This window comes from Bombilactobacillus sp. ESL1097, assembly GCF_058107205.1.
This window is the reverse complement of record NZ_JBYLUB010000001.1, coordinates 776,681-800,665: the sequence shown is the minus strand read 5'-3', so window position 1 is coordinate 800,665 and position 23,985 is coordinate 776,681. Positions and strand designations below refer to the sequence as shown.

Annotated in this window: 34 protein-coding genes and 1 tRNA gene; 14 read left to right on the top strand and 21 right to left on the bottom strand. The window is 33.8% G+C overall.

Features of this window, described 5'->3' with window-relative positions; genetic code table 11:
* The first annotated feature begins 20 nt into the window (after positions 1-20).
* A complete protein-coding gene (locus tag AC3B6D_RS03960; protein WP_489774969.1) occupies positions 21-524 on the top strand; it encodes a YbaK/EbsC family protein in 504 nt (167 codons plus the stop codon).
* Positions 525-529: 5 nt separating this feature from the next.
* On the opposite strand, the gene AC3B6D_RS03955 is transcribed toward AC3B6D_RS03960, so the two are convergent.
* The gene (locus tag AC3B6D_RS03955; protein WP_489774968.1) at positions 530-2,020 is read right to left on the bottom strand and encodes a glycosyltransferase family 39 protein; all 1,491 of its coding nucleotides are present in this window, start codon (positions 2,018-2,020) and stop codon (positions 530-532) included.
* 296 nt (positions 2,021-2,316) lie between these two features.
* On the opposite strand from AC3B6D_RS03955, the gene AC3B6D_RS03950 reads away from it, so the two are divergent.
* The gene (locus AC3B6D_RS03950) at positions 2,317-2,493 is read left to right on the top strand and encodes a PspC domain-containing protein (RefSeq protein WP_489757606.1); all 177 of its coding nucleotides are present in this window, start codon (positions 2,317-2,319) and stop codon (positions 2,491-2,493) included.
* A 249-nt stretch (positions 2,494-2,742) separates the two neighbouring features.
* Here the strand turns inward: AC3B6D_RS03950 and AC3B6D_RS03945 are convergent, their stop codons facing one another.
* Positions 2,743-2,997 carry a helix-turn-helix transcriptional regulator gene (locus AC3B6D_RS03945; protein ID WP_489757605.1) on the bottom strand — a complete coding sequence of 85 codons (255 nt, stop codon included), beginning with the start codon at positions 2,995-2,997 and terminating at the stop codon, positions 2,743-2,745.
* Between the two features lie 124 nt (positions 2,998-3,121).
* Between AC3B6D_RS03945 and AC3B6D_RS03940 the strand changes: the two genes are divergently transcribed.
* On the top strand, positions 3,122-3,781 hold the full coding sequence (locus AC3B6D_RS03940) for a LexA family protein (RefSeq protein WP_489774967.1): 660 nt from the start codon (positions 3,122-3,124) through the stop codon (positions 3,779-3,781).
* A gap of 51 nt (positions 3,782-3,832) precedes the next feature.
* Here the strand turns inward: AC3B6D_RS03940 and AC3B6D_RS03935 are convergent, their stop codons facing one another.
* Positions 3,833-4,306, bottom strand: coding sequence for an S-ribosylhomocysteine lyase (locus AC3B6D_RS03935; protein ID WP_489757603.1), 474 nt, complete (start codon positions 4,304-4,306; stop codon positions 3,833-3,835).
* A 136-nt stretch (positions 4,307-4,442) separates the two neighbouring features.
* Here AC3B6D_RS03935 and AC3B6D_RS03930 point away from each other — a divergent pair, with 136 nt between their 5' ends.
* Positions 4,443-4,637, top strand: a complete 195-nt coding sequence (locus AC3B6D_RS03930) for a hypothetical protein (RefSeq protein WP_489757602.1) — start codon at positions 4,443-4,445, stop codon at positions 4,635-4,637.
* Positions 4,638-4,760: 123 nt separating this feature from the next.
* The gene (locus tag AC3B6D_RS03925; RefSeq protein WP_489774966.1) at positions 4,761-5,264 is read left to right on the top strand and encodes a hypothetical protein; all 504 of its coding nucleotides are present in this window, start codon (positions 4,761-4,763) and stop codon (positions 5,262-5,264) included.
* A gap of 22 nt (positions 5,265-5,286) precedes the next feature.
* On the opposite strand, the gene rbsK is transcribed toward AC3B6D_RS03925, so the two are convergent.
* Together rbsK and AC3B6D_RS03915 are read right to left on the bottom strand one after the other, a co-directional pair.
* A complete protein-coding gene (rbsK, locus tag AC3B6D_RS03920; RefSeq protein ID WP_489774965.1) occupies positions 5,287-6,228 on the bottom strand; it encodes a ribokinase in 942 nt (313 codons plus the stop codon).
* 1,204 nt (positions 6,229-7,432) lie between these two features.
* Entirely contained in the window at positions 7,433-7,633 is a 201-nt protein-coding gene (locus AC3B6D_RS03915) for a hypothetical protein (RefSeq protein WP_489774964.1), read from the bottom strand.
* 653 nt (positions 7,634-8,286) lie between these two features.
* On the opposite strand from AC3B6D_RS03915, the gene AC3B6D_RS03910 reads away from it, so the two are divergent.
* Entirely contained in the window at positions 8,287-8,937 is a 651-nt protein-coding gene (locus AC3B6D_RS03910) for a hypothetical protein (protein WP_489774963.1), read from the top strand.
* Between the two features lie 230 nt (positions 8,938-9,167).
* Here the strand turns inward: AC3B6D_RS03910 and AC3B6D_RS03905 are convergent, their stop codons facing one another.
* The 12 genes from AC3B6D_RS03905 to AC3B6D_RS03850 all read right to left on the bottom strand — a co-directional run bounded on the left by AC3B6D_RS03905 (position 9,168) and on the right by AC3B6D_RS03850 (position 13,951).
* Positions 9,168-9,329 (bottom strand): hypothetical protein, encoded by a 162-nt coding sequence (locus AC3B6D_RS03905; protein ID WP_489774962.1) that lies wholly within the window; start codon positions 9,327-9,329, stop codon positions 9,168-9,170.
* 518 nt (positions 9,330-9,847) lie between these two features.
* Complete coding sequence (locus tag AC3B6D_RS03900; protein ID WP_489774961.1) at positions 9,848-10,336, bottom strand: DUF4355 domain-containing protein; 489 nt, start codon at positions 10,334-10,336, stop codon at positions 9,848-9,850.
* A gap of 80 nt (positions 10,337-10,416) precedes the next feature.
* A complete protein-coding gene (locus AC3B6D_RS03895; RefSeq protein WP_489774960.1) occupies positions 10,417-10,614 on the bottom strand; it encodes a hypothetical protein in 198 nt (65 codons plus the stop codon).
* Positions 10,615-10,722: 108 nt separating this feature from the next.
* Positions 10,723-10,884: a hypothetical protein gene (locus AC3B6D_RS03890; protein WP_489774959.1), complete on the bottom strand. Its 162-nt coding sequence runs from the start codon at positions 10,882-10,884 to the stop codon at positions 10,723-10,725.
* A gap of 121 nt (positions 10,885-11,005) precedes the next feature.
* Positions 11,006-11,266, bottom strand: coding sequence for a terminase large subunit (locus tag AC3B6D_RS03885; RefSeq protein ID WP_489774957.1), 261 nt, complete (start codon positions 11,264-11,266; stop codon positions 11,006-11,008).
* Between the two features lie 147 nt (positions 11,267-11,413).
* Positions 11,414-11,617 (bottom strand): phage terminase large subunit, encoded by a 204-nt coding sequence (locus tag AC3B6D_RS03880; RefSeq protein WP_489774956.1) that lies wholly within the window; start codon positions 11,615-11,617, stop codon positions 11,414-11,416.
* Positions 11,618-11,675: 58 nt separating this feature from the next.
* Positions 11,676-11,903, bottom strand: a complete 228-nt coding sequence (locus tag AC3B6D_RS03875) for a phage terminase large subunit (RefSeq protein WP_489774955.1) — start codon at positions 11,901-11,903, stop codon at positions 11,676-11,678.
* Positions 11,896-12,186: a hypothetical protein gene (locus tag AC3B6D_RS03870; protein ID WP_489774954.1), complete on the bottom strand. Its 291-nt coding sequence runs from the start codon at positions 12,184-12,186 to the stop codon at positions 11,896-11,898. The genes AC3B6D_RS03875 and AC3B6D_RS03870 overlap by 8 nt, the downstream gene beginning before the upstream one ends.
* A 48-nt stretch (positions 12,187-12,234) precedes the next feature.
* Positions 12,235-12,348 carry a terminase small subunit gene (locus tag AC3B6D_RS03865; protein WP_489774999.1) on the bottom strand — a complete coding sequence of 38 codons (114 nt, stop codon included), beginning with the start codon at positions 12,346-12,348 and terminating at the stop codon, positions 12,235-12,237.
* Between the two features lie 116 nt (positions 12,349-12,464).
* A complete protein-coding gene (locus AC3B6D_RS03860; RefSeq protein ID WP_489774953.1) occupies positions 12,465-12,860 on the bottom strand; it encodes a type II toxin-antitoxin system death-on-curing family toxin in 396 nt (131 codons plus the stop codon).
* Between the two features lies 1 nt (position 12,861).
* Positions 12,862-13,101, bottom strand: coding sequence for an AbrB family transcriptional regulator (locus AC3B6D_RS03855; protein WP_489774952.1), 240 nt, complete (start codon positions 13,099-13,101; stop codon positions 12,862-12,864).
* 535 nt (positions 13,102-13,636) lie between these two features.
* Positions 13,637-13,951, bottom strand: coding sequence for a hypothetical protein (locus AC3B6D_RS03850; protein ID WP_489774951.1), 315 nt, complete (start codon positions 13,949-13,951; stop codon positions 13,637-13,639).
* A 766-nt stretch (positions 13,952-14,717) separates the two neighbouring features.
* On the opposite strand from AC3B6D_RS03850, the gene AC3B6D_RS03845 reads away from it, so the two are divergent.
* The 8 genes from AC3B6D_RS03845 (at position 14,718) to AC3B6D_RS03810 (ending at position 20,074) form a co-directional block, all read left to right on the top strand.
* On the top strand, positions 14,718-15,338 hold the full coding sequence (locus AC3B6D_RS03845; protein ID WP_489774950.1) for an Ltp family lipoprotein: 621 nt from the start codon (positions 14,718-14,720) through the stop codon (positions 15,336-15,338).
* A 909-nt stretch (positions 15,339-16,247) separates the two neighbouring features.
* Positions 16,248-16,646: a helix-turn-helix domain-containing protein gene (locus AC3B6D_RS03840; RefSeq protein WP_489774949.1), complete on the top strand. Its 399-nt coding sequence runs from the start codon at positions 16,248-16,250 to the stop codon at positions 16,644-16,646.
* A gap of 53 nt (positions 16,647-16,699) precedes the next feature.
* Positions 16,700-17,134 (top strand): ImmA/IrrE family metallo-endopeptidase, encoded by a 435-nt coding sequence (locus AC3B6D_RS03835; protein ID WP_489774948.1) that lies wholly within the window; start codon positions 16,700-16,702, stop codon positions 17,132-17,134.
* An 83-nt stretch (positions 17,135-17,217) separates the two neighbouring features.
* Positions 17,218-17,679 carry a hypothetical protein gene (locus tag AC3B6D_RS03830; RefSeq protein ID WP_489774947.1) on the top strand — a complete coding sequence of 154 codons (462 nt, stop codon included), beginning with the start codon at positions 17,218-17,220 and terminating at the stop codon, positions 17,677-17,679.
* Between the two features lie 22 nt (positions 17,680-17,701).
* Positions 17,702-18,055 (top strand): hypothetical protein, encoded by a 354-nt coding sequence (locus AC3B6D_RS03825; RefSeq protein WP_489774946.1) that lies wholly within the window; start codon positions 17,702-17,704, stop codon positions 18,053-18,055.
* Positions 18,024-18,266, top strand: a complete 243-nt coding sequence (locus AC3B6D_RS03820; RefSeq protein WP_489774945.1) for a hypothetical protein — start codon at positions 18,024-18,026, stop codon at positions 18,264-18,266. The genes AC3B6D_RS03825 and AC3B6D_RS03820 overlap by 32 nt, the downstream gene beginning before the upstream one ends.
* 130 nt (positions 18,267-18,396) lie before the next feature.
* Complete coding sequence (locus tag AC3B6D_RS03815; protein WP_489774998.1) at positions 18,397-18,732, top strand: DUF898 family protein; 336 nt, start codon at positions 18,397-18,399, stop codon at positions 18,730-18,732.
* A gap of 121 nt (positions 18,733-18,853) precedes the next feature.
* Complete coding sequence (locus AC3B6D_RS03810) at positions 18,854-20,074, top strand: site-specific integrase (RefSeq protein ID WP_489774944.1); 1,221 nt, start codon at positions 18,854-18,856, stop codon at positions 20,072-20,074.
* Positions 20,075-20,332: 258 nt separating this feature from the next.
* On the opposite strand, the gene AC3B6D_RS03805 is transcribed toward AC3B6D_RS03810, so the two are convergent.
* From AC3B6D_RS03805 to AC3B6D_RS03790, 4 genes are all read right to left on the bottom strand, one after another.
* Positions 20,333-20,421 (bottom strand) — tRNA-Ser (locus AC3B6D_RS03805).
* Positions 20,422-20,442: 21 nt separating this feature from the next.
* Positions 20,443-20,955, bottom strand: a complete 513-nt coding sequence (locus AC3B6D_RS03800) for an adenine phosphoribosyltransferase (protein ID WP_489757563.1) — start codon at positions 20,953-20,955, stop codon at positions 20,443-20,445.
* Between the two features lie 20 nt (positions 20,956-20,975).
* Positions 20,976-23,288 (bottom strand): single-stranded-DNA-specific exonuclease RecJ, encoded by a 2,313-nt coding sequence (gene recJ / locus AC3B6D_RS03795; RefSeq protein ID WP_489774943.1) that lies wholly within the window; start codon positions 23,286-23,288, stop codon positions 20,976-20,978.
* 12 nt (positions 23,289-23,300) lie between these two features.
* Positions 23,301-23,960 (bottom strand): class A sortase, encoded by a 660-nt coding sequence (locus AC3B6D_RS03790; protein WP_489757561.1) that lies wholly within the window; start codon positions 23,958-23,960, stop codon positions 23,301-23,303.
* Positions 23,961-23,985 lie beyond the last annotated feature (25 nt).

Sequence of the window (23,985 nt, the reverse complement as noted above, 5' to 3'; positions counted from 1 at the left end):
CAAAAAGGAGACACGACTTTATGTCCAAAAAAAAGCATTTATCGAAAACCTTGGTGGAGAAAATTTTAGACAAGCAAAAAATCACTTACCAACCCGTGGATTTTGCCACCCAGCAAGTTGGTGATGTTCAGCAAATTAAAGATGATCCAACCAAAGAATTACACGTTTATAAAACATTAGTACTCAATGGTTCTCAAAGTGGTCCTTTAGTGGGCGTTATTCCATTAAATCAACATTTAAGCTATAAATTATTAGCCAAAGCCTCCCACAATAAAAAAGTAGCCATGGTTCCCTTAAAAATGCTCAAACAAACTTCTGGATTTGAACACGGCGCTAACAGTCCCGTTGGTATTCGTGAACAGCATAATTATCCTATTTATTTTGACCAACAAGCACTTACTGATCAAAAAATCACTTTTTCAGCTGGTAAAATTGGTCGCTCCGTAACCGTGAATATTCAAGATGTTTTGCCTTTAGTTGACGGACAGATCGCTAACATTGCCGTGGCTAAGCCAGAACAATAATTCTCTTACTTATTGGACAGTAGCTCATGTTGACCAAAGGCGCCAATGAACACATAAAATGGTAGGAACTGAATCAAATAACGACTCATTCCTGATTCAAAAAGCATTAAATAGAGTAAGCCACCGATAATCGTCAAATATAAGCAAACTTGTAAAAAGTGTGGTTGTTGCCGCCGCTGTTGCCATAAAGTAAGGACTGCTCCCACTAGAATCGCAATCCACCAAACCTGTGCCAACACATAATAAATTGACACATAATGGCCTAAAGGATAAAACAAACTGCGTAAGAAGCCACCCAAAGTGGCTGTTTGGGGGCGATTTTGAATCAGAAAACCCCGCGGTGTGGAATTTTCACCCCAGCCAAATGATCCGTCGCGCACAGTATAGTAAAATTTTTTCATTAAAAATAGCGGATAGCGCCAGCCCATTTTTAAAACCCGCTGTTGATACGTTTGCCAGCCTAATTGTGTTTTATTTTTTTCACCTTTAGTAGCTACAATGCGATTGAAATCTGTCACGTTCCAAGCTCCATGTCCCTTAGAACCTAACATCATATAGTACGTAGCTGGGTGCTTTAACTCAGACTTAATCGGATATAGTTGTTGATGCTGATTAATTGTACTGATTGTCACGAAAGTTAAACCAAAACCAACCAAACTAGTAATTAATAAGAAGCAGCTACTTTTTTTCCAAGGTGTTTTAAAAATTACAAGTACTAATATCAATGCCAGCGCAAAAATGATACTGGAAGCTTTCATATACCAACCTAAGGCAAGCATAATCCCCGCCACAGCACTCCACCCGTAACGCTTCATGGAAGTCTGTGTCATTTTAATATTGACCAAACTATAAATTGCTAATGCGGTGGTTAATAACGATAAGGTATCAGTATAAGTAATAATAACCCACGGACTAAATACTAAAGTAATTGTTAATACTACTAATGCAGTGTGCGCTACCTTTTTAGCAGTAATTTTTTTCAAAGTTAGATAAAACAAGACTACTGCTAAATCAATAGCTACGGCATTAAAACAATTAATGAAGGTCCAAGTTAAACTTAAATGTAACAATTGACTCAGCATTAGTAAACCAGCATAACAATAGAACAGTAACAAATTATTTGAACAATAAGATAAGTAGTTATATAGTACATAATTATTTTTATACATAGTGCGCTGAGTTAACGAAATCAATACTTTCTGTGGATCCCAATCATTACTCGTACTTAAAGCCATGATTAAAATAATTTGCCAAATTAGTCCTGCTGCAAATAAACACCAACTAATTATTCTCTGTTGCTGATTTGTCAGCTGTCGCCAGAAATAAATTCCAAGCGCTAATAAGGCCACAGCCCCGATGATTAAACCTCCTAGCCAGAGGCGATGGTTGCTTAAGCGTTGTGGTCCATAAAAGATTGCTGAAACTAACATCCCTAGCATTAATAACCATGTTAGCCACTGCAATAATTTAGCTAATTTTTGTCGCACAAGTGCCATAATCTTCTCCTTTAAGATATTTGAATGTCTGATTTAGCAGCAAGCAACTGTAAAAAAGGATTCAAAACCCCATTGTGAGTTTTGAATCCTTGAGTAATGCCCCTGCCAAGGAACTATATTATACACCTAATTATTGTCTTCCGGATAGTCGGAGTCATTAACTTGGAAAATTATCCTATCTCATTAATGCTGGGACCTTTATAATAAAGCTAGAACTTGAAAAAAGTTCTCTATAACTACTAATCACAGCAAGAAAAACTTTTATGATTCAGTTTAAGAACAAAGGAGGATTTACCATGCATTTACCAATTTATCGTTCCCGCTCTAATAAAGTTTTGACTGGTGTTTTGGGCGGAATAGCAGAATATTTCGACTGGAATGCTAATGTCCTGAGGATTTGTTGGGTTGTACTGACCGTTACACCTTTTCCCGGAGTGATACTGTATTTATTATTGTGGTTATTAATGAAATAACAATTAACACCCTATTCTTAGGCTCTCTGAATTAGTATTTTATAGCCAATTAGAGTCGTTCATCGCAGTTGGAACAAAAGTTGCTTAAAAGTGAGTACTATAAAAGGCCGATGTTCATTTAAATTACGAATTTTTTGTCCCCCCACCTCAATATTTTAAGATAAGAAGGAAAGCTTTGACTCAATTTGCATAATTTTTAGACATTTTCCTTTTGTGTGATCTACTTCTAATTATATGTAACACCAGAATTTAATCTTCATAAAATAATTGTTCAATGGTCATTTCAAAATACTGAGCAATGATTAACATTTCATAATCATGAAAGGGCGCCTTACCGCGTTCTTTTTGCTCATATTGGCGGCGGTTTTTTAAACCAATTAATTGTGCCATTTGCGTGGTAGTTAATCCCCGATTTTGCCGTGCGGTTCTTAAATGAAATTTAGGTTTTAAATAAGCTGCTTTCAAGACTTTCTTATCCAAAGTTTTTTGATCTAATTTCTTCATGATAATTTTACTCCTCTTTGCTAATATCTCATATTGCAATATTTACGTCAAGCTTTTCAGATTTAAATTCAAAAGTTGCTTAATATTTATTGGCTGTGATATATTTATCGCAAGGAGTGATTTTATGCCCAAAAATATCTTAGGACCTATTATTAAACAATTACGTTTAAAACAACATTTAACTCAAAAGGAACTGAGTCAACTAACCGGCTTCAATCAAAATACTATTTCCAATCATGAAAATCAAAAGCGCTCACTACGCGAAGAAGAGATTCTGATCTATGCTAAAGCATTAAATGTAACACCACAAGAATTATTTGATAATTATCGTCAAGCTACAAAAACTCCAGAACTAGTGCGTAAGTATAATTATTTTCCCGAAGGAATTTCTGCTGGTTTACCCCAAGAAGTTGATCCATTTACTGATCAACAAATGCAAACCATTAGTTTACCCAGCCAAATTTTAGGTAAATATTCAGATGTCAGAGATATTATATTTCTCCCAGTTAATGGGGAATCCATGAACCGCGTGCTACCTGATGGCTCCTTAATCGGCTTACAAAAAATCAATCAACTCTCCGAATTACACAATGACGATTTAGTTGTCTTTCAAGTTAATCAGGCAGTAGCCGTTAAACGTTTTTACTATGATGCCCAAAGACGGTTTGTACAATTTATTCCAGATTCTAATAATCCTGATTTTCCAACTTTAACCTATCAGATTGATGACTTTAATGAAACTTGTATTATTGGTAAAGTCATCATTTGTATCACTAATTTTTAGACAAAAAAGCTTCGAACAACCTGCGCAAGCGGTTTTCGAAGCTTCTTTAAATTAAATAACGTGTCGTTCAAAGGGTTGATCACTGATACCTTCACTTAAGATTTGCTTACACCATTCTTTAGCAGAAAATAAGGAATGATCGCGATAATTACCACAACTATAAATATCAGTTCCTTGTACGTCATCCCAAGTAATTGTTTCAGCAATTTCCGTTAAGGATGATTTTAAAGCTTGAGCAACTTCCGTCGTGGAATGTTGACCCCAAACAATTAAATGAAAACCCGTCCGACAGCCAAACGGTGAACAATCAATCACGCCGTCCAAACGATCACGTAACAGTCCTGCTAGTAAATGCTCAATCGTGTGTAAGCCTGCTGTTGGAATTGCATTTTGGTTAGGTTGCACTAAGCGCAAATCATAATTACTAATTAGATCACCCTTAGGTCCGTGCTCTTCACTAATCAACCGCACATAAGGTGCCTTCACTTTCGTATGATCTAAAGTAAAACTTTCAACTTTTGCCATATTAACGCCTCTTTCATTCAGTTCTAAAGTTATTTTACTACTGAAAGGCTTTTTTGGCGAAACGTAACTTGCTTTTAAAATATAACTTGCATATAATTCTTGCAATTAGATAATTAATTTATAAGGAGAGCCAATAATGTTTACAATCTTATTCTTATTAATCTTATTTTTGATTGGTGGTCTCAGTTGGAAATTACTCAAATTTTCTGTCAAATTATTTTTTCTACCATTACTTTTAATTAGCGCAATTATTATTTTGTTTTTCCACTTAATTTGGCTGATCATTCCAATTTTAATAATCTGGGCCATTTTAAATTTAGTCCAACATTAACTTTTGCCAAAAGATTTCCATAAAAGTAAAAATCAACTCATACGTTGACTTTTACTTTATTTTTTTGTCAAGCTACTATTTTGATATAATAGATCTAGTTTTAATTGAAAGGATCAAATTCAGATGAAAAAGTTAATTATTTTAATCAGCACATTATTTATGACAACCCTTGTTTTTAGTGGCTGTGCTTCTAAGACCACTGCTCCTAAAAGTGTCCCCACTACCCTGAGTAACCAAAAATTAACAACCATTTATAACAGCACCAATAATCAGTACGCTAATGTTATTAATAGCTACGCTGACAGTATTCGGGATAATAAACTTGAAACTAAAGCAACTACTCAAACGGCACAACAAGAGTTTCAGCATAGCCAAAGAACATTGCAAAAAAAAGCTTTCAATCAAGCTGCTAAAGACAATCTTTTGCAAATGATTCAAAGCCTTCAAAAAATGAATACTTGTTATCAACAGAATAATTTCACTAAAATTAAAACCTATCAAGCTCAATATCAAGCAGCCGATCATAAGGTGCGCCAAGCACTAAATATCTCTACTGAAAATACTAAGTTAACCAAAGCTCAACAACACTTACAAACAGTTGCTAAATTGCACCAACAGACCAACTAAGTCCAATTAATATTTTGCTGATTTAATCAGCAAAATCAGTTATGCCTTTTGAAGAAGATTGCAAAATTTCAGTTTGATAAGGAATTGAGGGTTGTGCCCCATAACGTTGGACTGTTAAAGCTGAGGCCTGGTTACCAAACAAGACTGCGGCTGATAAATTGGAAAAGTCCGGCTTCAAGACACTGCTGAAGGCGCCAATAAAAGTATCACCAGCTGCTGTAGTATCTACTGCATGAACTTTAAATGCCGGAATTAATTTCGCAGATTGGCCATCATCCAAGAAAGCTCCTTGACTACCTAAAGTAATAATGACAATGGGCACACCCAATTGGTGTAGCTTCTTTGCAGCAGCACGCGCTGAAGTTAAGTCAATCACTGGAATTTGGGTTAAAGTTTGCGCCTCAGTTTCGTTAGGAATGATGACGTCGCACAACTGTAACAATTCCGGAGCTAAGTTATCAATAGCTGGCGCTGGATTTAAAATCGTTTTGACATGATGATCATGAGCCAATTGAAATGCCGTTTGAGTAGCACTTAAAGGTGTTTCTAATTGTGCAATCACAAAATCACTATTTATAATTAATTGTTGATTAGTCTTTACCTCCGCAGTGTCAAAAGAAAAATTGGCGCCGGAATAAATAGTAATACTATTCTCACCATTATCATCGACAGTGACAAAGGCTTGTCCTGTTGATTCGTTGGCAATCGTCTTCACGCCCGCTATATTAATTCCTTCTGTTTGCAACTGTTTTAATAAGGATTCCCCCATCGAATCAGCGCCCACTGCGCCAATAAAAGAAGTTGCACTGCCGGCGCGTTGGGCGGCTACTGCCTGATTGGCTCCTTTACCACCACCGGCACTATAATGCTCTTTGGCATGAATTGTTTCGCCAGGGCGAACCAAATGTGGTACTCGTAAATTAGTGTCCCAATTAATACTACCAACGATCGTTATTTTATTCATTTTCTCATCTCGCCATCACAATTAATTAGATTCTTCTCCCTGTTAAAGTAACACGTACTATTAATCTTTGCAATATAGTAATTAAGTAGCTACTTTCAGTCTTAAACATCAAAGAATATATGATCTTTTTAATATAAATTATTATTTATCAAGAAATGTGATAAAGATATTTTTTAATAATTATGATATAATACTGATATTCTAAAAAAAGAAGGTGAAACTTATGTCATGGATGGATATTGTTCAAAGTGCATTACAAATGAGCTCTGGAATTTTGCAAGATGTTAGTGGTTTCTTTGACATTTTTAGATAAAGTTTATCATAACTAGCAATTTTCTTTTTTAACTGTCATTAATTCAGTTAATGGTGACTAAATAATTTAATCAAATTATTTAGTCACCATTTTTTGATTTAAAATATTTAATTATAGAGATACTACTTAGCTTGAAAATAACTGTCAATTGGTTAATTTTTAATAATTAGAATTTATTATTTTCTTTTTACAAGATTATATTCCATAAAAAACACTTATGCTGGAGTACTAAACTTTATTTACGCGAATACTTAATGCCAGTAGTAGCCTTCCATATCTTCAGTAATAACTAACCGCGCTTTTACAAACTTTCTAATAGAACCTGGTGGAAACTTCCCTGGATTCTGCTTATACATTATACGAATATAAGATTCATTTTTCCCCACAAAAGGAAGCAGTTTTTGCATTCATAATATCATCATTATTCAAGTCAATATCCATCCTTAACATCAACATCGCCGTCTTAAAATTAAACTTGAAACAACAACTGAAGTGCAACACCTAAAACCAAGGCAATAACCGCAGAAGCTGTATATCTATGCATTTTTTCTTCATAAGTTCTGTCTTTACGTTTTCTTTTTTTCATCATAATATGCTAAGCTTCCTACTCTAATTTAAATTTTAGGTGTATAGAAACAAGGACTCATTTGAGTTCTTGTTTCTTTCAAGATTGCTCGTTCCATAACTGGTTTCAATTATTTTGAGCGTACTGGAACAAAAGTCGTAACTTTCGTTTTAGGATTATACATTTTTCCTTATTACAAATACTTTTATACACAATAATGTGCATAAAAACAAGAAGATTATTATTTTTCATGTACAAAAAAGCACTCGGCTGAGTGCTAATCAACATTAATTAACTTCTAACTTCTATTTTAAAGCATCAGTTGCTCATCTTGAAAAATTAATCTTTTGTTGTTTCGCCATCTCGTTTAAATACTCTAAAACTGTAATTGTTCGTCTAACAGTCTTAGTATTCTTTTTCAAATACTTTTCCATATCTACCATTACATAAACTACCTTATCGTTATCATCTAAACGCCAATGATTAGGATCTTGTACTTTAGGATATTTAGACTCTCCTTCTAACATCGTAGCAATAGCATCTTCTGCCCAATATGCCGCATCAGAGAATGTGTCTCCCTGCGTGTTACCATTCCTGGAATATTGGGAGAAGTTACAACAAAGTAATTGCCGTCATCGTTGTGTTCAGTAATAATCACTGGATATACTAATTTTTTCACAAATTGTTAGGATATGCCGAACAAGGCTCATTTAAGCCCTGCTTGCTTTTTACTGTCTTTAACGTATTGGCACCTTCTACATTTACACCATTATATACTTTATGCATATTAATCAATATAAAATTGCATTAAAATAGACAATCTGCCTTAAAGATCTCAAAAGTGTCAAAAAACATCTTTCACAAAACTTGATACAGCAATTTAAATTTAATTTACGTCAGTACTCTATATTCAGAATAGTTAAAATATCTGTATAAGCCGTTATTAGCCAAATAAGCTAACTTGCTATTTTGACGACTATTTTTATCTCATTTAAAGTATTTAATTAGACATTAGCCATAACAGATAGCAAGAGAGCTGAACCGACATGTAGGAATATTTCATTTAATCACTGAGGTTTTAAATTTCGAAAAAGGAATTGTAAATCATGACTCAACCGTTCCTGCCATAATATAGCCTTTCGGTTATAATATATAAAACACGTAAAACAAGGAGATCAAAATGATAATTTCGTTTTTCAATAAACAACAAATAAAAAATTTATCACAAATAATCTGGAAAAATTATGGAATCAAACAATTAAGAAACATATTCATCACAAACTGTATTGCCGACATTATTGTAATAACAATAATATGGTTATGGGCATTCTCAATGGTAAAAATAATAATTATCGCAGCCATAATCATTAACATACTTCAATTTTTTGCTATGAAATATAAATTCCAAAAAAAGTATATATTAAAATACAAAGACAGATACACTTTTTATTTTGTTGTTAATGACAAAGAAACGCAGCTACAATATATTGATATATACTCCAAATCTGATATTTTACAAAATGCTTACAGAAGAAAGAATATTCTATCTCCAAATTCTCCTAATTATCAAATAAACGAAGATCCCTTGTTTAAAAAATTATATGAACAATTAAATATCCAACACATCAGTAACCAAAAGTACACACTTATAGAAACTGAAGATTATTTACTATTTCTATCAGACGATACACAAAACTCTAAAAAACAAACTCTAGTTCACACCATCCATAAAAGCAAAAATAATTTAAACATACTAAATAATTCTAAATTCTCAATCAATATCCTGAAGAAAAAAGCAAACAATTATTTATTCGTAGATCAATCAAGCTAAAGCAGTTACTAACGATCCTACTACTTCTCCTAAGGTTCCAAGTCCTCCTATACCCATCTTAGGATCAATATTATGGAAATCATTGATTTTAACCTTTCCTTCAAACTCAACGGATAAAGTATTTTCATAATATCCAAAGCAATTGAAACGGAATAACTCTTATCGATATTGACAGAAGACTAAATTGTTAAATTATCCTCTTTAATATTGGTAAATGCGGATGCTAAACCTTATTTATTAATCAAAATATCTACCGAACTCTTTGGCAAATCTGTATTAGAACTAATCCAATCACCTAAATCAGCCGAAGAAATGCCATCTTTAGTAATAGCAATTGCACCTGATCCGCCAGCAATTTGTGTCCCTGGGGAAGCAGTTGCTGTTAATTCCAAAACAGACGAGTCATAAATTGTCACTGTATGATCTAAGGTTAAATTGAAAATTGTAAGATTATTGATTAAACTTAAGTAAATCTGATAATTTAGTTTTTGAAATCAAGGCAGATATCTGCAATGCGAATTAAGTAGAATTTTTATTTAAATTATCTTTTACCGCTTTTCGAATACTAACAAATATATTTATGGAAGTGATTTTTCAAATGAAAGAATCAATATTTTACTTACTTGATAAGTACCAAAGTATATTTGGAGAGAGTTTTCCTACATTCAATATTGGAAATGACAAAAATAGAATTATTGAAATAATCAATAATTGCTTGAAAGAAAATAAACCATATAGAGATAATTTACCTGATGATGTATGGATTTGATTTACAAATAATTATTTGTAATGCGCTTTTCTTTGATGCCACGTTATGATAAACGAAATGTTGCCCAATAAATTTAAAATTCATATTTTTTATTCTCGATACTAAAAACAAACTGCAATAATAATTATCTCAGAGGGTAGATTATCCAATTGGTGTTGAACCTTTTAATAAATCATCTTTAACTTGGCCCGACAATCGTTCGACCATGCCTTTAATGACTTCAATATTCTGATTAGTCGTGTCTTCATCTTTACCAACCACTAGCTCTAATTCATCAGCTGTTAAATCAATGTTGGACTCTTTCAAAGTCGAACGCGCGCTATCTAATAAATTGATATGAGCGAGCTTACTTTCAGCTTCATTCTTAGCATCAGTTAGTTTTTTTAACTCAGCGTCCCGCTTTTGGTCCGCAGTCATATTAGCTTCTTTTTTAACCTGTTCTAAAGCGTCTTGCTTAGCTTTCTCAATCTCTGCTACCTGTTCTTCCTTTTCACGGGCCAAACGTGTTTTAACAATCTGATCAACTTCAGAATCAGAATATTTTTTCTCTGGTTCATTCGGTTTTGTGTCGTCTTTTGGTTCATTAGGTTCTGCAAAATACTGCAAATTCATTTTTAAATCTTTATCCATTACTAAAAACTCCTTTCCATTGCTTTTTAAGTGGCTCAATGCTTGATCATTAAATCATTCATCAATGCATATCTAGCTATTTATTTTAAATCAAATTTAGCTTTACGCTTTGTGTTTCCTGATTTACAAAAGTACAAAAAGATTAAACTATCAACATCAGAAAAATCAGTAACTTGGTAAAATTTTGCTATTTTACCATTAAGAAACCAAATTATTAAAACATTAATTTTATCCGTTGTAATTTCTATCATTTTATTTTCTTCGCTGTTTTTACGCATAATAAAAACGCCTTAATTTGCGTTTTAAGACGTTTTAGTTAGATTAATATAATTTTATAGTTATTAAAATTAAATCTACCTATCAGAAATATATTCCTAGATATACTTTTAATTAGATTTATTAGAATCAATAATTTTTTTAGCCTCTTTCAAAAATTTATCCCGTTTTTTCTTTTCAGCATCGCTCAATATTCTAGGCTCTCCTACACGGTGAAAATCGTTGGCATTTCCTTCCAAACTTTTATTAGGATATGATTTTTTATTAGCCATTAAATTTCCTCCATTACTAAAAACATTCGATCCTTTGTTGCATTTAAGTAATTTAAATTAGGTATTACATTTACATAATACTTCTTTTTCATTATCATTATAATCTTTTAAATCTCTTCCGCTAATGGTCACGTGAGCCTTGACCCTTGCGCGCACCATAAATGTTCAATCCTAAGCCACGATATTCGGCAATTGTACCAGGAGAAGCAGAATCAGCAGTCACGGGCTCATTTAATGGGTTAAGTCGTTTAATCTGGTTTACAGCATCACGATTCTTTAAACCCACTTGGTAGATTTCGTTGTAAATAAAAATCAGCCGTCTGGCGGAATCCCAATAAATATTTACATATGCCGTTGGATCGTGTGCAAAATCAAAGCCCAAGCCGTGATAAATCTTATCAAAACTATTGATTTCTTCATCAGTAACCTCACGAGTAGTAATTCAGTAACCTCACGAGTAGTAATATTGTTAAATAATTCCGCACCTGTACCAGTGACTTCACCAAGATATTCATGGTGGCAAGCTTTCTCATTGTCCGTTTTCAAAGGTAATAATACCTGAACCACCACGACCAAGTAATTGATTAATCGACCAAATTTCTTCCATACCTTTAAATTCGGTAACCTCTTCAAAATGCTTAAACTTGGTATAGCCCTGCGATTTAATTTTGCGTGGATCATCATCGCCCTTGAACCTCATTTGCTGGCCAGTTGGACGAAACGTTAACTGCATTGGACTAACCTATGATTGCCAATAGTCATACTTTCAGGAGGTCAATTGCCCACAAATATTACTCAAAAACCGAATCACGCAACGTATTGGCAACTTTCCGAAGCACAATCGCATTGGCATCTTTGTCCCGCATAATGCCAAGTACAATCATAATATTAATAAAAGAGGATTTGGTACTACCACGTCCTCCTTTAAGCCAGTAATTTGAATGTTTACGATTGTGAATATCCCAAAACATACTGTAAAACGCTGGTGAAACATTATCTTTTAAACTTACTTCAACCATCCGTTCCCTCCTTTGATGGAATATTAAAGTTAATATCAATTGCAGCATCATTAGAATCATCCGATTCCAATTGATCAGCTTGATGCTCAGAAATACGTGCCTCGGCTTCAATCTTGCATAATTGTGCTTTAGAAATAGGATCAATTGGATGACGCTTTAAAATTTCTTTGGCAGCCGTAATCCTATCTTTAGCAGAAACTGGTACATTATCAAACACGCCCTTAGCAGTAGTTACAGACTCTGTTTGTTCGCCACGGGCAACTGAACTCAAATACTCTAACACTTCCTTGGCACTCATTATTTTTTGCGATTCAAGTTATTGTAACTTATCTTAAATGTATTTTTGAAGTTCAGGTTTTTTCAAGTTTTCATTACCAATAGAATAAGCTGTCCGTTTGCTGTAACCAGCTTTTAATGCAGCATCTGCCGCATTACCTGATTTAATGTACTCATCACAAAATTTCTATTGTTTAATTGTTAATTTATGTTTCACGTCATCTCACCGCACCTCCTAATTTTTAGTACAAAAATAGCACTCGGTTAAGTGCTTAAAAATAAAATCTATTTTTTAGAACTATGATTTTTCAACCAATTGGCAGTTGCAAGCATAACTTGTTCATCATCCGGTTCATTGGCTACCGTTAAAATGAATAGCTTTCCAGATTCTAAATCAAATTCTAAGTGATAACCATTCATATTCAAAAAAAATGCAGTTGCTATCAAGGCGGTCTTTTTATTACCATCTTGAAAAATATGCTTCTTGGTTATTTTCTGTACAATGAACGCCGCTTTCAGCCAAATAGTCGGATATAATTCCCGACCGAACAAAACCTGTTGTGGCTGTTGTACGATTATATCTAGTCCTTCACTGTACTGAATCCCAAAATCTCCATTGACGGAACGCTCAATTACAGATTGATTAATCGCCACCAGCAGCTCTTTGCTTAAATATTCCATATCATAAATTCTCTAACTCAGTCATTAATTCACCATTATTTTGATAAAAATCATCCATAAATTGATCTAATTCTTTTGGAACAGCTTCTTTCTTTTTAAAAGTGATAGACTTTCCATCTGGTGATACCACTTTTTCAAACATGGTATCTTCAGTTAATCCCAGTAATTCACTATCCTTCTTAGTTATTCTAAACGCAAGCGAATTACCTGATTTGAATGGTTTAACACTACTATTTGTCATCATCAAGCCTCCTCTATTTCGTATATACATTATACTATATAGTCATCACAAAATAAAAAGATAATCTTTATTAAAGTATTCGCTGCCAAATTATTTACACTACCATAATATCCCTTAAATCCAGCTTTTTGCCCATAACATTTTCTCCAGATTACAAAATTTTATATAGCAACTCGCCCCAAGAGGAGGTGCTGAAATGTTATCACAACTTATCTCATTGGTAGTAGCACCTATTCTTGTAAATACAGTTAACACGCTGTTATCTCACTGGTTAGAAGAGAAAGACAAGAAGAATAAGAAATAAAGAGTTATCATCTAATCGCATAACTCATTCGTAATCGCAACGAATGCAAAAAAAAGACCAACCTACTCGCAATAGGTTGGTCTTTGTGCTGAAAAGCTAAACAGCTTATCTCATCTCACGTATTAATTATATCATATTAGTACCACAAAGCCATCCCTACCGCAAATAGGAGTGGCTTTTGTGTTTGTATGCTAAGATTTCCTAACATCTCGTAAAGTCATTATAACACGATTATTTAAAAACTAACAACCTGCCATTCTGGTAAACTTCACAGAATCCAATTAACGCCCGATCACGCCGATTTTGCATCATCCGTACCGAAAAAATCCGTTCGGAAATGACTAAATCTTTCAGCTTTTCAGGCACTAAATAAGTGTAATACAAACTCAAACATTCTTCTCGGTCCAATTTCAAAATAGCCGTGGTCATCTCATCAATATCCATCTGTGCTTCATGATTACGGTCCAATTTAGTGAGCAACGTTATCATCTGCCCATCGTGGTCACCACTGGTAGCTTTCAATAATTGGCGACTTGAGGGTATCAAGTGATAATCTGCTATTCGTGCCCACATTCTAAATTTACTTAAAACATTCCGCGCGTTTGCTCTACTTTGCTTGTTGTACAGTTTACATAATTTTTAATAAATCAATTAAATATGTTATGGTTAAGACTTTTTTAACAGTTATCAATATTAATTTTATAATCATTTGAATATTTTGCTTAATTGACTAAATTTTGCATAAAATTGAAAATAAACTATTTTTTATATATTTAATTTCAATTTTTAGGATATAATTAAATTGTTAAACAATTGTCAATAAGGTAGTCGAAGAGGATAAAAAATAAGTTAATAATGAGACTGTTGGTTTCAGGGATGTTGCTTTTATATCATTCCCAGTATTTGAATGTGTACTCTCAAACATTAACTCAATTTTAGAAGATGTTTCTAAACAAGGCTCTAGTTCCTTGATAGGATCTTATAGAATAATATCTGAACTTTTTATTGAGCTAGTAAATAGGTAGAAGTAATGGTAGAAATATTATTAATAACATTGATGTTATTAATAGATGGATACAACATTTCAAGTAATTACATTTATGTTACTGATTATTGATTTACTTTTTAAATCAAAAGATATTAAATCATCAAAGAATAGTAATAATTAAGAAAAGTAAAAATTTATTTGATGATGGTGCAATGCTTCAAGAAAAATTTAATCAAAAGAAAAACAAATTTATACTTGTAACTCAATATGTCCAATAAACTGATTGACTCTAAAAGCTGAAAAATTAAGGAGGAGATTTTAACAATGGCTAGAAAGGAAATACAAGATAAGGATGGGAATATTTACGTTCAAAAGAAACCGTTTTACAAAAAATGGTGGTTCTGGATTATTATTGTTGTAGTTGCATTTTTATTAATCGCAATGTTTACTGGCGGAAATGATGATTCATCTGATTCATCAAATTCAGATAGTAATAAAACTGCAGAAAGCATCCATCATAAAGCTAAAAGTAATAAATCATCAAATAAGGCTACAAACACTAATAACAGCGAACAAGCTTCTGACAGTAAAGATGACAATCAAAGTAGTACCTCTCAAAAATCAAATAATAGCGTACCCAGAGAGTATCAAAATGCTCTGAAAACTGCTCAAGATTATCAGGAAACTGAAGGTGACATGAGTTATAAGGGATTATATGAACAACTAACAAGTAGTTCTGGTGAAGGATTCACTCCTGAAGCAGCTAATTATGCTATGCAAAATATCAAAATTGACTATAATCAAAATGCTTTAAAGTGTGCCAAAAATTATGAAGACACCGAACATATGAGTACCGCTGAATTACAAGATCAATTAACCAGTGATGCAGGTGAAGGATTTACTCCTGAACAAGCCCAATACGCTATTAATCATTTAGACAATTAGCACAACTGGACGTCCGTCAACACATCAAGCTTTCTAGTCTTTTAGAAAGCTTTTTTGTAACCTGAATTATACAGTACATCTCATTTCATCAAATTGAAAATCGATTTATACAAAACCACTATATCAAATGATACGCCTTGATTGGAGTGATAAAAATCAAACGCTAAAAATAAAATGCGAACAACTTAACTAGTGATTATTCCCAACATAAAGTTAATAGTTTGATTGATCAACAAAATCATGTGACCATGGATAAAGATAGTAATAATAATCAAAACAACATCAAACAGAAAAATCAAATATAAAAGGTTCAACACTATATCCTAGTCATCCTTATTGTTACAATAATTCTTATTGCTGGAGTAAATAGCTTTGAAGAATATGCAGAACAAAGCCATAACAACAATTTGATAATGAAAGCAAAAATTTTAGATACTATTAAGGAAATTGTTGAACTTTACCTTTAACCATTAACATTAACATTGGCTAAATTTCATACAGCCATTCTGAAATACTAATCAGGTAGGTTGTATTCAATTCACCTCCTTTCCGTTTTTCTATTACTTAATCTTTATACTTAATCTTTAAGGGTACATCTCCCCTTTTCAAGGGGTAGTAAATATTCAGTTTTAAAAGGACGACACGCAGTCCGTTTTGGACTTATGTAGTGCTAATTAGATAGCAACTTTTTCTAAAAATCATTGACAAGTGTATACAAATATTCTGCAATCAAAGCATAGTTAAATAAGGCTTGCAAAACTATTATTACGTTGGGGAACGGTAAATAGTTATCCTTTTTTGTATGACTTACTAGCTATCAAATTAGTTTATAAAACACATTTTCTACAAAGCCAACTATTTTTATAGAATATTTGTATAAATATGTTGTACGCTCAAAGGTGGTATATGATGCTTTTTGAAAGAATTAAACAATTAGCTGATCAAAAGAAGTTATCAATTAGACAGTTAGAAGAAAACTTAGGATATGGAAACGGCACAATCAATCGATGGAAAAAAACAAAGCCTGGGATTGACAAGCTAGAAAAAGTAGCGGATTACTTCAACGTCTCAACTGACTACCTTTTAGGTAGAACTGATGACAAATACGCCTTATCTAATGCTGAAAAGATTGATGTGGGTAAAAAAGTTGAAGAACTTTTAAATGGTATGGACACTGATGATTCTATTAATTTCTTTGGAGAACCAATGGATGACGAAGATAAGCTATCCATCAAAGCAGCTTTAGAAGTGGCAGTAGAGATGAATAAAAAACGTGCTAAGCAGCGTAAAGCTGGAGATATTAAATAATAACTAATGTAGATTGTTAAAATAGAAAAACTAAATATAAAGGTGTGAAGACTTTGAACAAAGTCGATGAACTTATTAAAACATTTAAAACTAATAATCCATTTGAATTGATTACTGATTTAGGCTTTCAAGTAAAAGAACAATTTCTTGGTAAAACAACTTTGGGTATGACGATATCCACTGATGGTGAAAAATCCGTGATCATTAATAATGCGATTATAAATAATCAAAAATTATTTGTAGCAGCACATGAATTAGGTCATGCAGTTAATGATGAAATTTATTCCACTACATTTTTAAGAAAACAAAGCTTCGTTTTTCATATTCCTGAGATAGAGGCTAATGCCAACCGTTTTGCTTTTCAATTGCTTATGTATAATATGGAACCTAATGAGTGCATTACCACTTATCGTATTTTGGATTATTTCCATTTACCATACTCAATGGAACGTTTTATTAACCCTAAAAAGATTCATTTTGCTTCATAATTTTTTGTAAACGCTATATGAAATTGTATTAATTGTTGAATTAAAGTATCATTTATAGTTTTTCATCGAGGGGGATGTGATGAATGAAAATAAAAAAGCCTAAGCCGCTAACTTTAATTACCTTAGGCACTGCATTTTTACTATTATTAATATCTGCTATTTGTTGTTTTAGAACATATAACAATATAAAACAGTATTCCATACCCTATTATTATCTTCATGAAGATAAAGTATTACTGAGCGATGCTGAAGATCATCTGAATGACCAGCAAAAAAATGTATTTATTCGCATGAGTGAAAATGTTATTGATGACCAAGAGGGCGAACGAAACTGGGATAACTTTAAAGTTACCACATTATATGTAGAAAAATGTGCCAAACCAGGGCAATTTTTAATAATCACAACAACTAAACCTACTTTCACCAAGTTGTTTAGATTATCTTTTAAAACTCAAGCAACCGTAAAACTTTATGGATCTGATAGTAGACATTATAGTTACCGGACGTTAAATTACAAATCAGACTTTTCAAAATACAAGCATTGATACTTATGAGGGGGAATTATAAGTGCCAAATCATAGATTTAATACAAATCAACAAGATAATAACCGGCAGTATTACCAGAATCCAAAGCAGCAAAACTATCAGCAACCTAACCAATATTCGCAACAACCTAATTATCAACAAACCCAACCTAATTGCCCAAGCCAAACTGCTAATAATTTTTCTCAAGTTACTAACTATAATCAATTAGCTGCAAATAATATAATCTTTGAACAAGATAAAAAGCCGTTTTATTTTAGTTTGATTTGGTCATGGATATTATGGTTTATACCATCTATTCCATTTTTAGTTAAAGCATTAACCACACACAACAATGGATTCAAATATGATAACCCAAGAAAGTGGCTGGTTAAATAAAAAATATATTACAGTAGATTTATATCGTGTAATGAATATTAGTGCTGATGATACTTTAATAAATGGTGGATCCTTAATTTTTCAAATGGGTAATGGTCAAATTATTACATTGCGCTTAATAAAAAATCTAGGAGAAAAATTATCAATTTTAAGAAACATAGTTTTTGGCGCTAGACAACAACAAGGTGTTAATGTTCATGAAATTATGTAGTATTTATACGGGGGATAAAATGAATAATCAATACAATTCATATCAACAGCCACAATATCCTAATCAACAAAATAATGGTTATTATCAACAGAATAACCAGCAGTATCAGAATAACTATCAGCAAGTTCCAATTCAACAAAATTACAACAATTATCAAGGAACAAACGCAGGACAATCTTATTTTGATGGCGGTTTGGCCCAACAAGTTGGATATAGTATTTTAGGATTTCTTATAACAGTATTTACTCTTGGCATTTGTTTTCCCTGGGCATGTACAATGAAATATAATTGGGAAACTAAACATACTGTTGTTAATGGATATCGACTGCATTTTAACGGTACAGCAATGCAACTTTTTGGAAATTGGATAAAATGGTGGTTATTGACTATTTGTACATTGGGTATCTATAGTTTCTGGCTAAAAATAAAACTAAAACAATGGATTACAAAACATACTTATTTTTAAACACACAGAAAAAGCCATATCTCCTAACTTTGGCGGGTCGAAGATATGACTAACGTGAAAAACATACATATGGTATGCGCTTTTCGTGTACCATTTTAACAAATAATTGGAGGTAAATTCAATGTTTGAATACAAAAAGAACCCCGCTATTAAAGAATACGTCACTAAAAATGGCGAAAAAAAGTATTGGTTTCAAATTTATTTAGGTACTGATTCAACTACCGGTAAGAAGAAAAGAACTTCACGGCGTGGTTTTAAGACCCCTGCTTTAGCCAATAAAGAATATTTAAAATTATCAGCTCAGCTGAATAATGATTATTTTCAGTCAAATACTACATCAGATTTAACGTTTGCAGAGGTTTATCAGCAATGGTTTGACAACTCTTACAAAGATACCGTCCAATCTAGCACTCTATATAAAACTAAACAGATCTTTGATTGCCATATTTTACCAGAAATTGGTAACATGAAGATTAATCAAATTACCTCTGAATTTTTACAGCCAATTGTTGACCAGTGGGCAAATAAATACACTAAGCTAAACATTATTAGTCGATATGCCGATCGTGTATTTAAATATGCCTATACAATCAAAATTATTAGCACCGATCCTTTTGACCACATTCTCTTACCTAAGAGAAATAAGCACCAAGCAATTAATCGCAAACCTAAAAATAACTTTTTTTCCACGACTGAACTGGAAAAGTTCACCAAATATTTAATTAACAATACTACAAGCGATAACAGTGGAAATATTGGATTCACACAAGCTGTGTTCTTTATAATCATGGCTTACACAGGAATGCGTAAAGGTGAATTATTAGCCCTAGAATGGTCGGATATTAATTTTGATCAACAGACAATTGATATTAATAAAACCGTGGTTACTGATGAAAATGGTAAGCAGCGGACTCAGCCACCAAAATGGAACTCATTTCGCGTAATTTCCTACAATTCATTAATTGCTAAATATTTGAATGAATATCGTAAATATCAAAGCAACACTACTTTACTATTTCCTAATCAAGTTGGTACTTGGCGTAATCTGGGGAAACCTAATGTTTGGTTACGTTCAATTATTAATCAAGGAACTACCGACTTTCAAAAGATTTATCAAATGACCAAAGAGGATTACTATAAAGAGTTCGTTCACCAAATTACACCCCACGGCTTACGTCATACACATGCTACATGGATATTTGAGAAGAATAATAGAATTACACCTAAGGCTGTACAACAACGCCTAGGTCACAAAAATATCTCTGTCACATTGGATATTTATACGCACGTAACTTCTGATCAAGACAAACTCTTAAGTGACACTTTAGATATTGACTTCTAAGTGTCTTTTTTGACTACCCTTTGATTCTTAAAAGTGCCTATAAGCATTGATATATCAACAACTCCAAAAAAGTTTTTGACTCACTTTTAACTCACTAAACGAGCTATTTTCACTGATTTTTAACTCGTTCTTTAAATTTGACTACACTTTTGACTCACTTTGAATAGCAAAAATAGGCAAATATAGACCAAACAAAAATTCCAAATTGCCGTTAAATCAACAATCTGGAACATATGAACAAGTATAAAAAGTATTCTAAGGAGAGTACAGGATTTGAACCTGCGCGCCGATATCGAATCGGTTCGCCGGATTTCGAGTCCGGTGCATTACCACTCTGCCAACTCTCCATAAAAAGCAGTTAACCTGCTTTAATATTGCATTAAAGTAAACATATCATAGTTTTTAATTTTATCACGACCATGAAGCTCTGTCAATTCGATCAAGAATGCAGTTCCAACCACAATTCCCCCTAATTCTTCAACCAATTTAATGGTTGCAGCTAAGGTTCCACCTGTGGCCATTAAATCATCAACCACTAAAACTCGTTGTCCTGGTTGCACAGCATCTTTTTGCATATACAACGACGCTTGACCGTATTCCAAATCATAAGAAACAGAAACTGTCTCACGAGGAAGTTTTCCCTTTTTACGTGCTGGCGCAAAACCTACCCCTAATTTATAAGCTACTGGGCAACCCACAATGAATCCCCGCGCTTCCGGACCAACAATCATTTCTGTTTGCTGTTTTTTAGCATATGCGGCAATTTCATCAGTTGCCTGCGCATAAACGGCACCATTATGCATTAATGGCGAAATATCACGGAACAAGATTCCTGGTTCAGGAAAATTAGGAACATCTGCTACATACTTCTTAAAATCCATATAACTCTCCTTCGATAGTTCTAACTTTGTAATTTAATAACATATTGCACTAATTGTTGAAAATCTGATTCAATTAAAGTCTGAACAATCTTTAGCTGGGCTTGATTTTGCTGATACAACGGTGATTCGTTCAGTTGTCGTGCCGGTATCGTAGCCGGCAATTTTAACAAGCCACTGTCTATTGTAACAAACTTCAACTCAGAAAACACTTTAATTATTAATTTAATTTGTGAATTATTTAGTTTCAAGTACCGCGCTACTACTGGTAAATCTTGTACTTGTAACTGCTGATGCGTCACTAAATATTTTAAAGCTAAGTGCCATTGCTGTGGCGTAATCATCAATGGTTGCAAGCGATTTTTAAAAATAAAAATCAATTTTGATAATTGTGGCAACTTAACAATTAAATTTTCAAAATCCTGAATATGTTGTGGGCAATCCATTAAAACTGCCGTTTTTAATTGTTGTACTTCTGCCGAAGCTAAATAAGTCAAATAACCGGGCATTTGCTGTACAAAATGCTGGCGATTTTTGTCCTGAAAAAAGAGCAGCGGCGTGGCATTAGTTATTTGGCTTAACGAACTAATCCCGCGCGCATCAATAAATTGCTGTTGTTGTACCACCAGCTGTTCCAATTCATTGGCTAGTTTGACATCGACTACTTTTAATTGCACTGTGGGTTGGCGATGCCAATTGTTAATCATGACCGTGCCATATAAAACTTGAATGGAACTCGCAGCTAATTGCTCCTTATACTGACCCCAATTGAACGCCAAACATTCGAGTTGTTGATCTACCAGAAATTTCAAATGCGTTTGCGTTTTTTTACCCAAAAATTCTACTTGAGCATGCTGAAAATTAATAATCTTGAACATGGGCTGAGAATTGCCCTGACCAAAAGGCGCTAACCGCCGCAGTTGTTTGTAAAAATCTAATGACAAATCCGTCGCTGCTACTGTTAAATCATACGTTTGTTGGGACTTTTGCGTTAAATTTAATTGTAAAGCTTGCGGTAATTGATTTAACCGTTGTTTGAGTTGCTCTAACAAAGCTGCATCTAACGTTAAACCACAAGCCTGCGCATGACCACCAAATTTTTGATATAAATCGGCTTGACTTGCTAGCGCCGTATATAAATCAAACTGCCCATTACTGCGCCCAGAACCAGTGGCCACCTGGTGTTCATCAATATGAAACACTAAGGTGGGACAACCACTTTGTTGTAAAACTTTACCAGCTACAACTCCTAAAATTCCTTGATGCCAATCTTCAGCAGCCAAAACTAAGACGTGTTGTCCCGCCGCCAATTGCTCTTGTGCCTGTTGCCAAGCAGCTGTAAATACTTCCTGTGTTAAATCTTTACGTTGCTGATTAAACTGATCAATTGTTTTCGCCAAACTTTGCGCTTGCTCTTCATCGAAAGTTAACAATAAGTCGACCCCTTTTTGAGCCTGGTCCAGCCGGCCTAACGCATTTAACCGCGGAGCAATTTGAAAAGCGACATCATCTTCATTTAAAGTAGACCAGTTCAAATGGGCCACTTTCGCTAATGCCGCTAAGCCGCTGCGTTCTTGAGTCTGCATTTGTTGTAACCCAAAAGTAACAATAATGCGATTCTCACCTACCAGTTCCATCACATCAGCTATCGTCCCGATTGCTGCCAAGTCTAATAAATCAACGGGTACTTCGTCTAACAAAGCACTCGCGACTTTAAAAGCTACTCCCGCACCCGATAAGTATGGACAAGGATATGCCGCTTGTTGATTGGTAGCTAAGGCTGGATGCACAATCGCTAACGCTGCTGGCAATTGTTTTGGCAGTGTATGATGGTCCGTAATAATGACATCAACTCCGTGCGCGTTCGCATATGCCACCTCTTGCACACCAGTAATGCCATTATCGACAGTAATGATTAATTGGACTCCTTGAGCAATAAACTGTTGGTAACGTTTCAGGTTTGGACCATAACCATCTTGAAAGCGATCCGGAATAAAGTAATCCACTTGACCACCCAAATTAGTAATGGCTTCTGTCAAAATAGTCGTACTAGTAATTCCATCAGCATCATAATCCCCATAAATTAAAATTTGCTCTCCAGCAACAATTGCTTGAGTAATCCTATCTATTGCTGGCTGCATATCATGCAAAAGGTATGGGTCTGCTAACTGTTTCAGATCTGGTTGTAAAAATTGTTGAATTTCTTGACTAGTTTTGATCCCACGTTGATTCAGTAGTTGCACCACAAATAACGGCAACTGCAGTTTTTGAGCCAATTGCTTTAATTGAGCTGTTTGGTTCAAATCGGCTTTTTGCCATTGATATAGTAAACTCAAATTTTTTAACCTCTAATCAAAAATTGCTAAAGTTGCGCGATTAGCCACGCGGGCTTTAACCAAATTGCCTTGAACAATCCACCGATTCGCACCGCCATCGGCACAGGTAATCAAACTAATCATTTTCTGCTTACCTTGGTCATCAATCCGCCAAGTGGCTTTGGGTGAAATAACTTGCTTTAAAGTAATTTTATACGTATAAACGCTGGATAAGTCGGTTATATAAATTAAATCCCCAATTTGCGTATTAGAAATTGGCGAAAATAAGGCGCCCTTTTGGGTCATATAATGACCAGCTAAAGCATAATTACCCTGCCCCATTTTTTCATCAGGTTTCATAGTGCCCGCTCCGGTCGCTAAAGCATTATCGTCAATTCCCTTAACAATCGGCAACTGCAAATTAACGGACGGAATAGCAATTTTGCCAATCATGGGGGCATTTTTTTGTACACTGGCTTTCGCCACTTGTTGCACACTAATAGATTTAACTTTAGAAAAATCAAAGGAAGCTGATTTTAAATTATTCTGATGAACCTGTTTAGCTGTCAAAGATGACAAACTTTGCTGTGATAATTGACGAACCATAAAAGACTTAATTTGCCCATTAAAAATTAATGCTAATGCTACTACCAAAATAATGAATGTTCCGCAATATTTTACAATTTTTTTCATGGCTTACCCCTGGACCTGCCTTTGA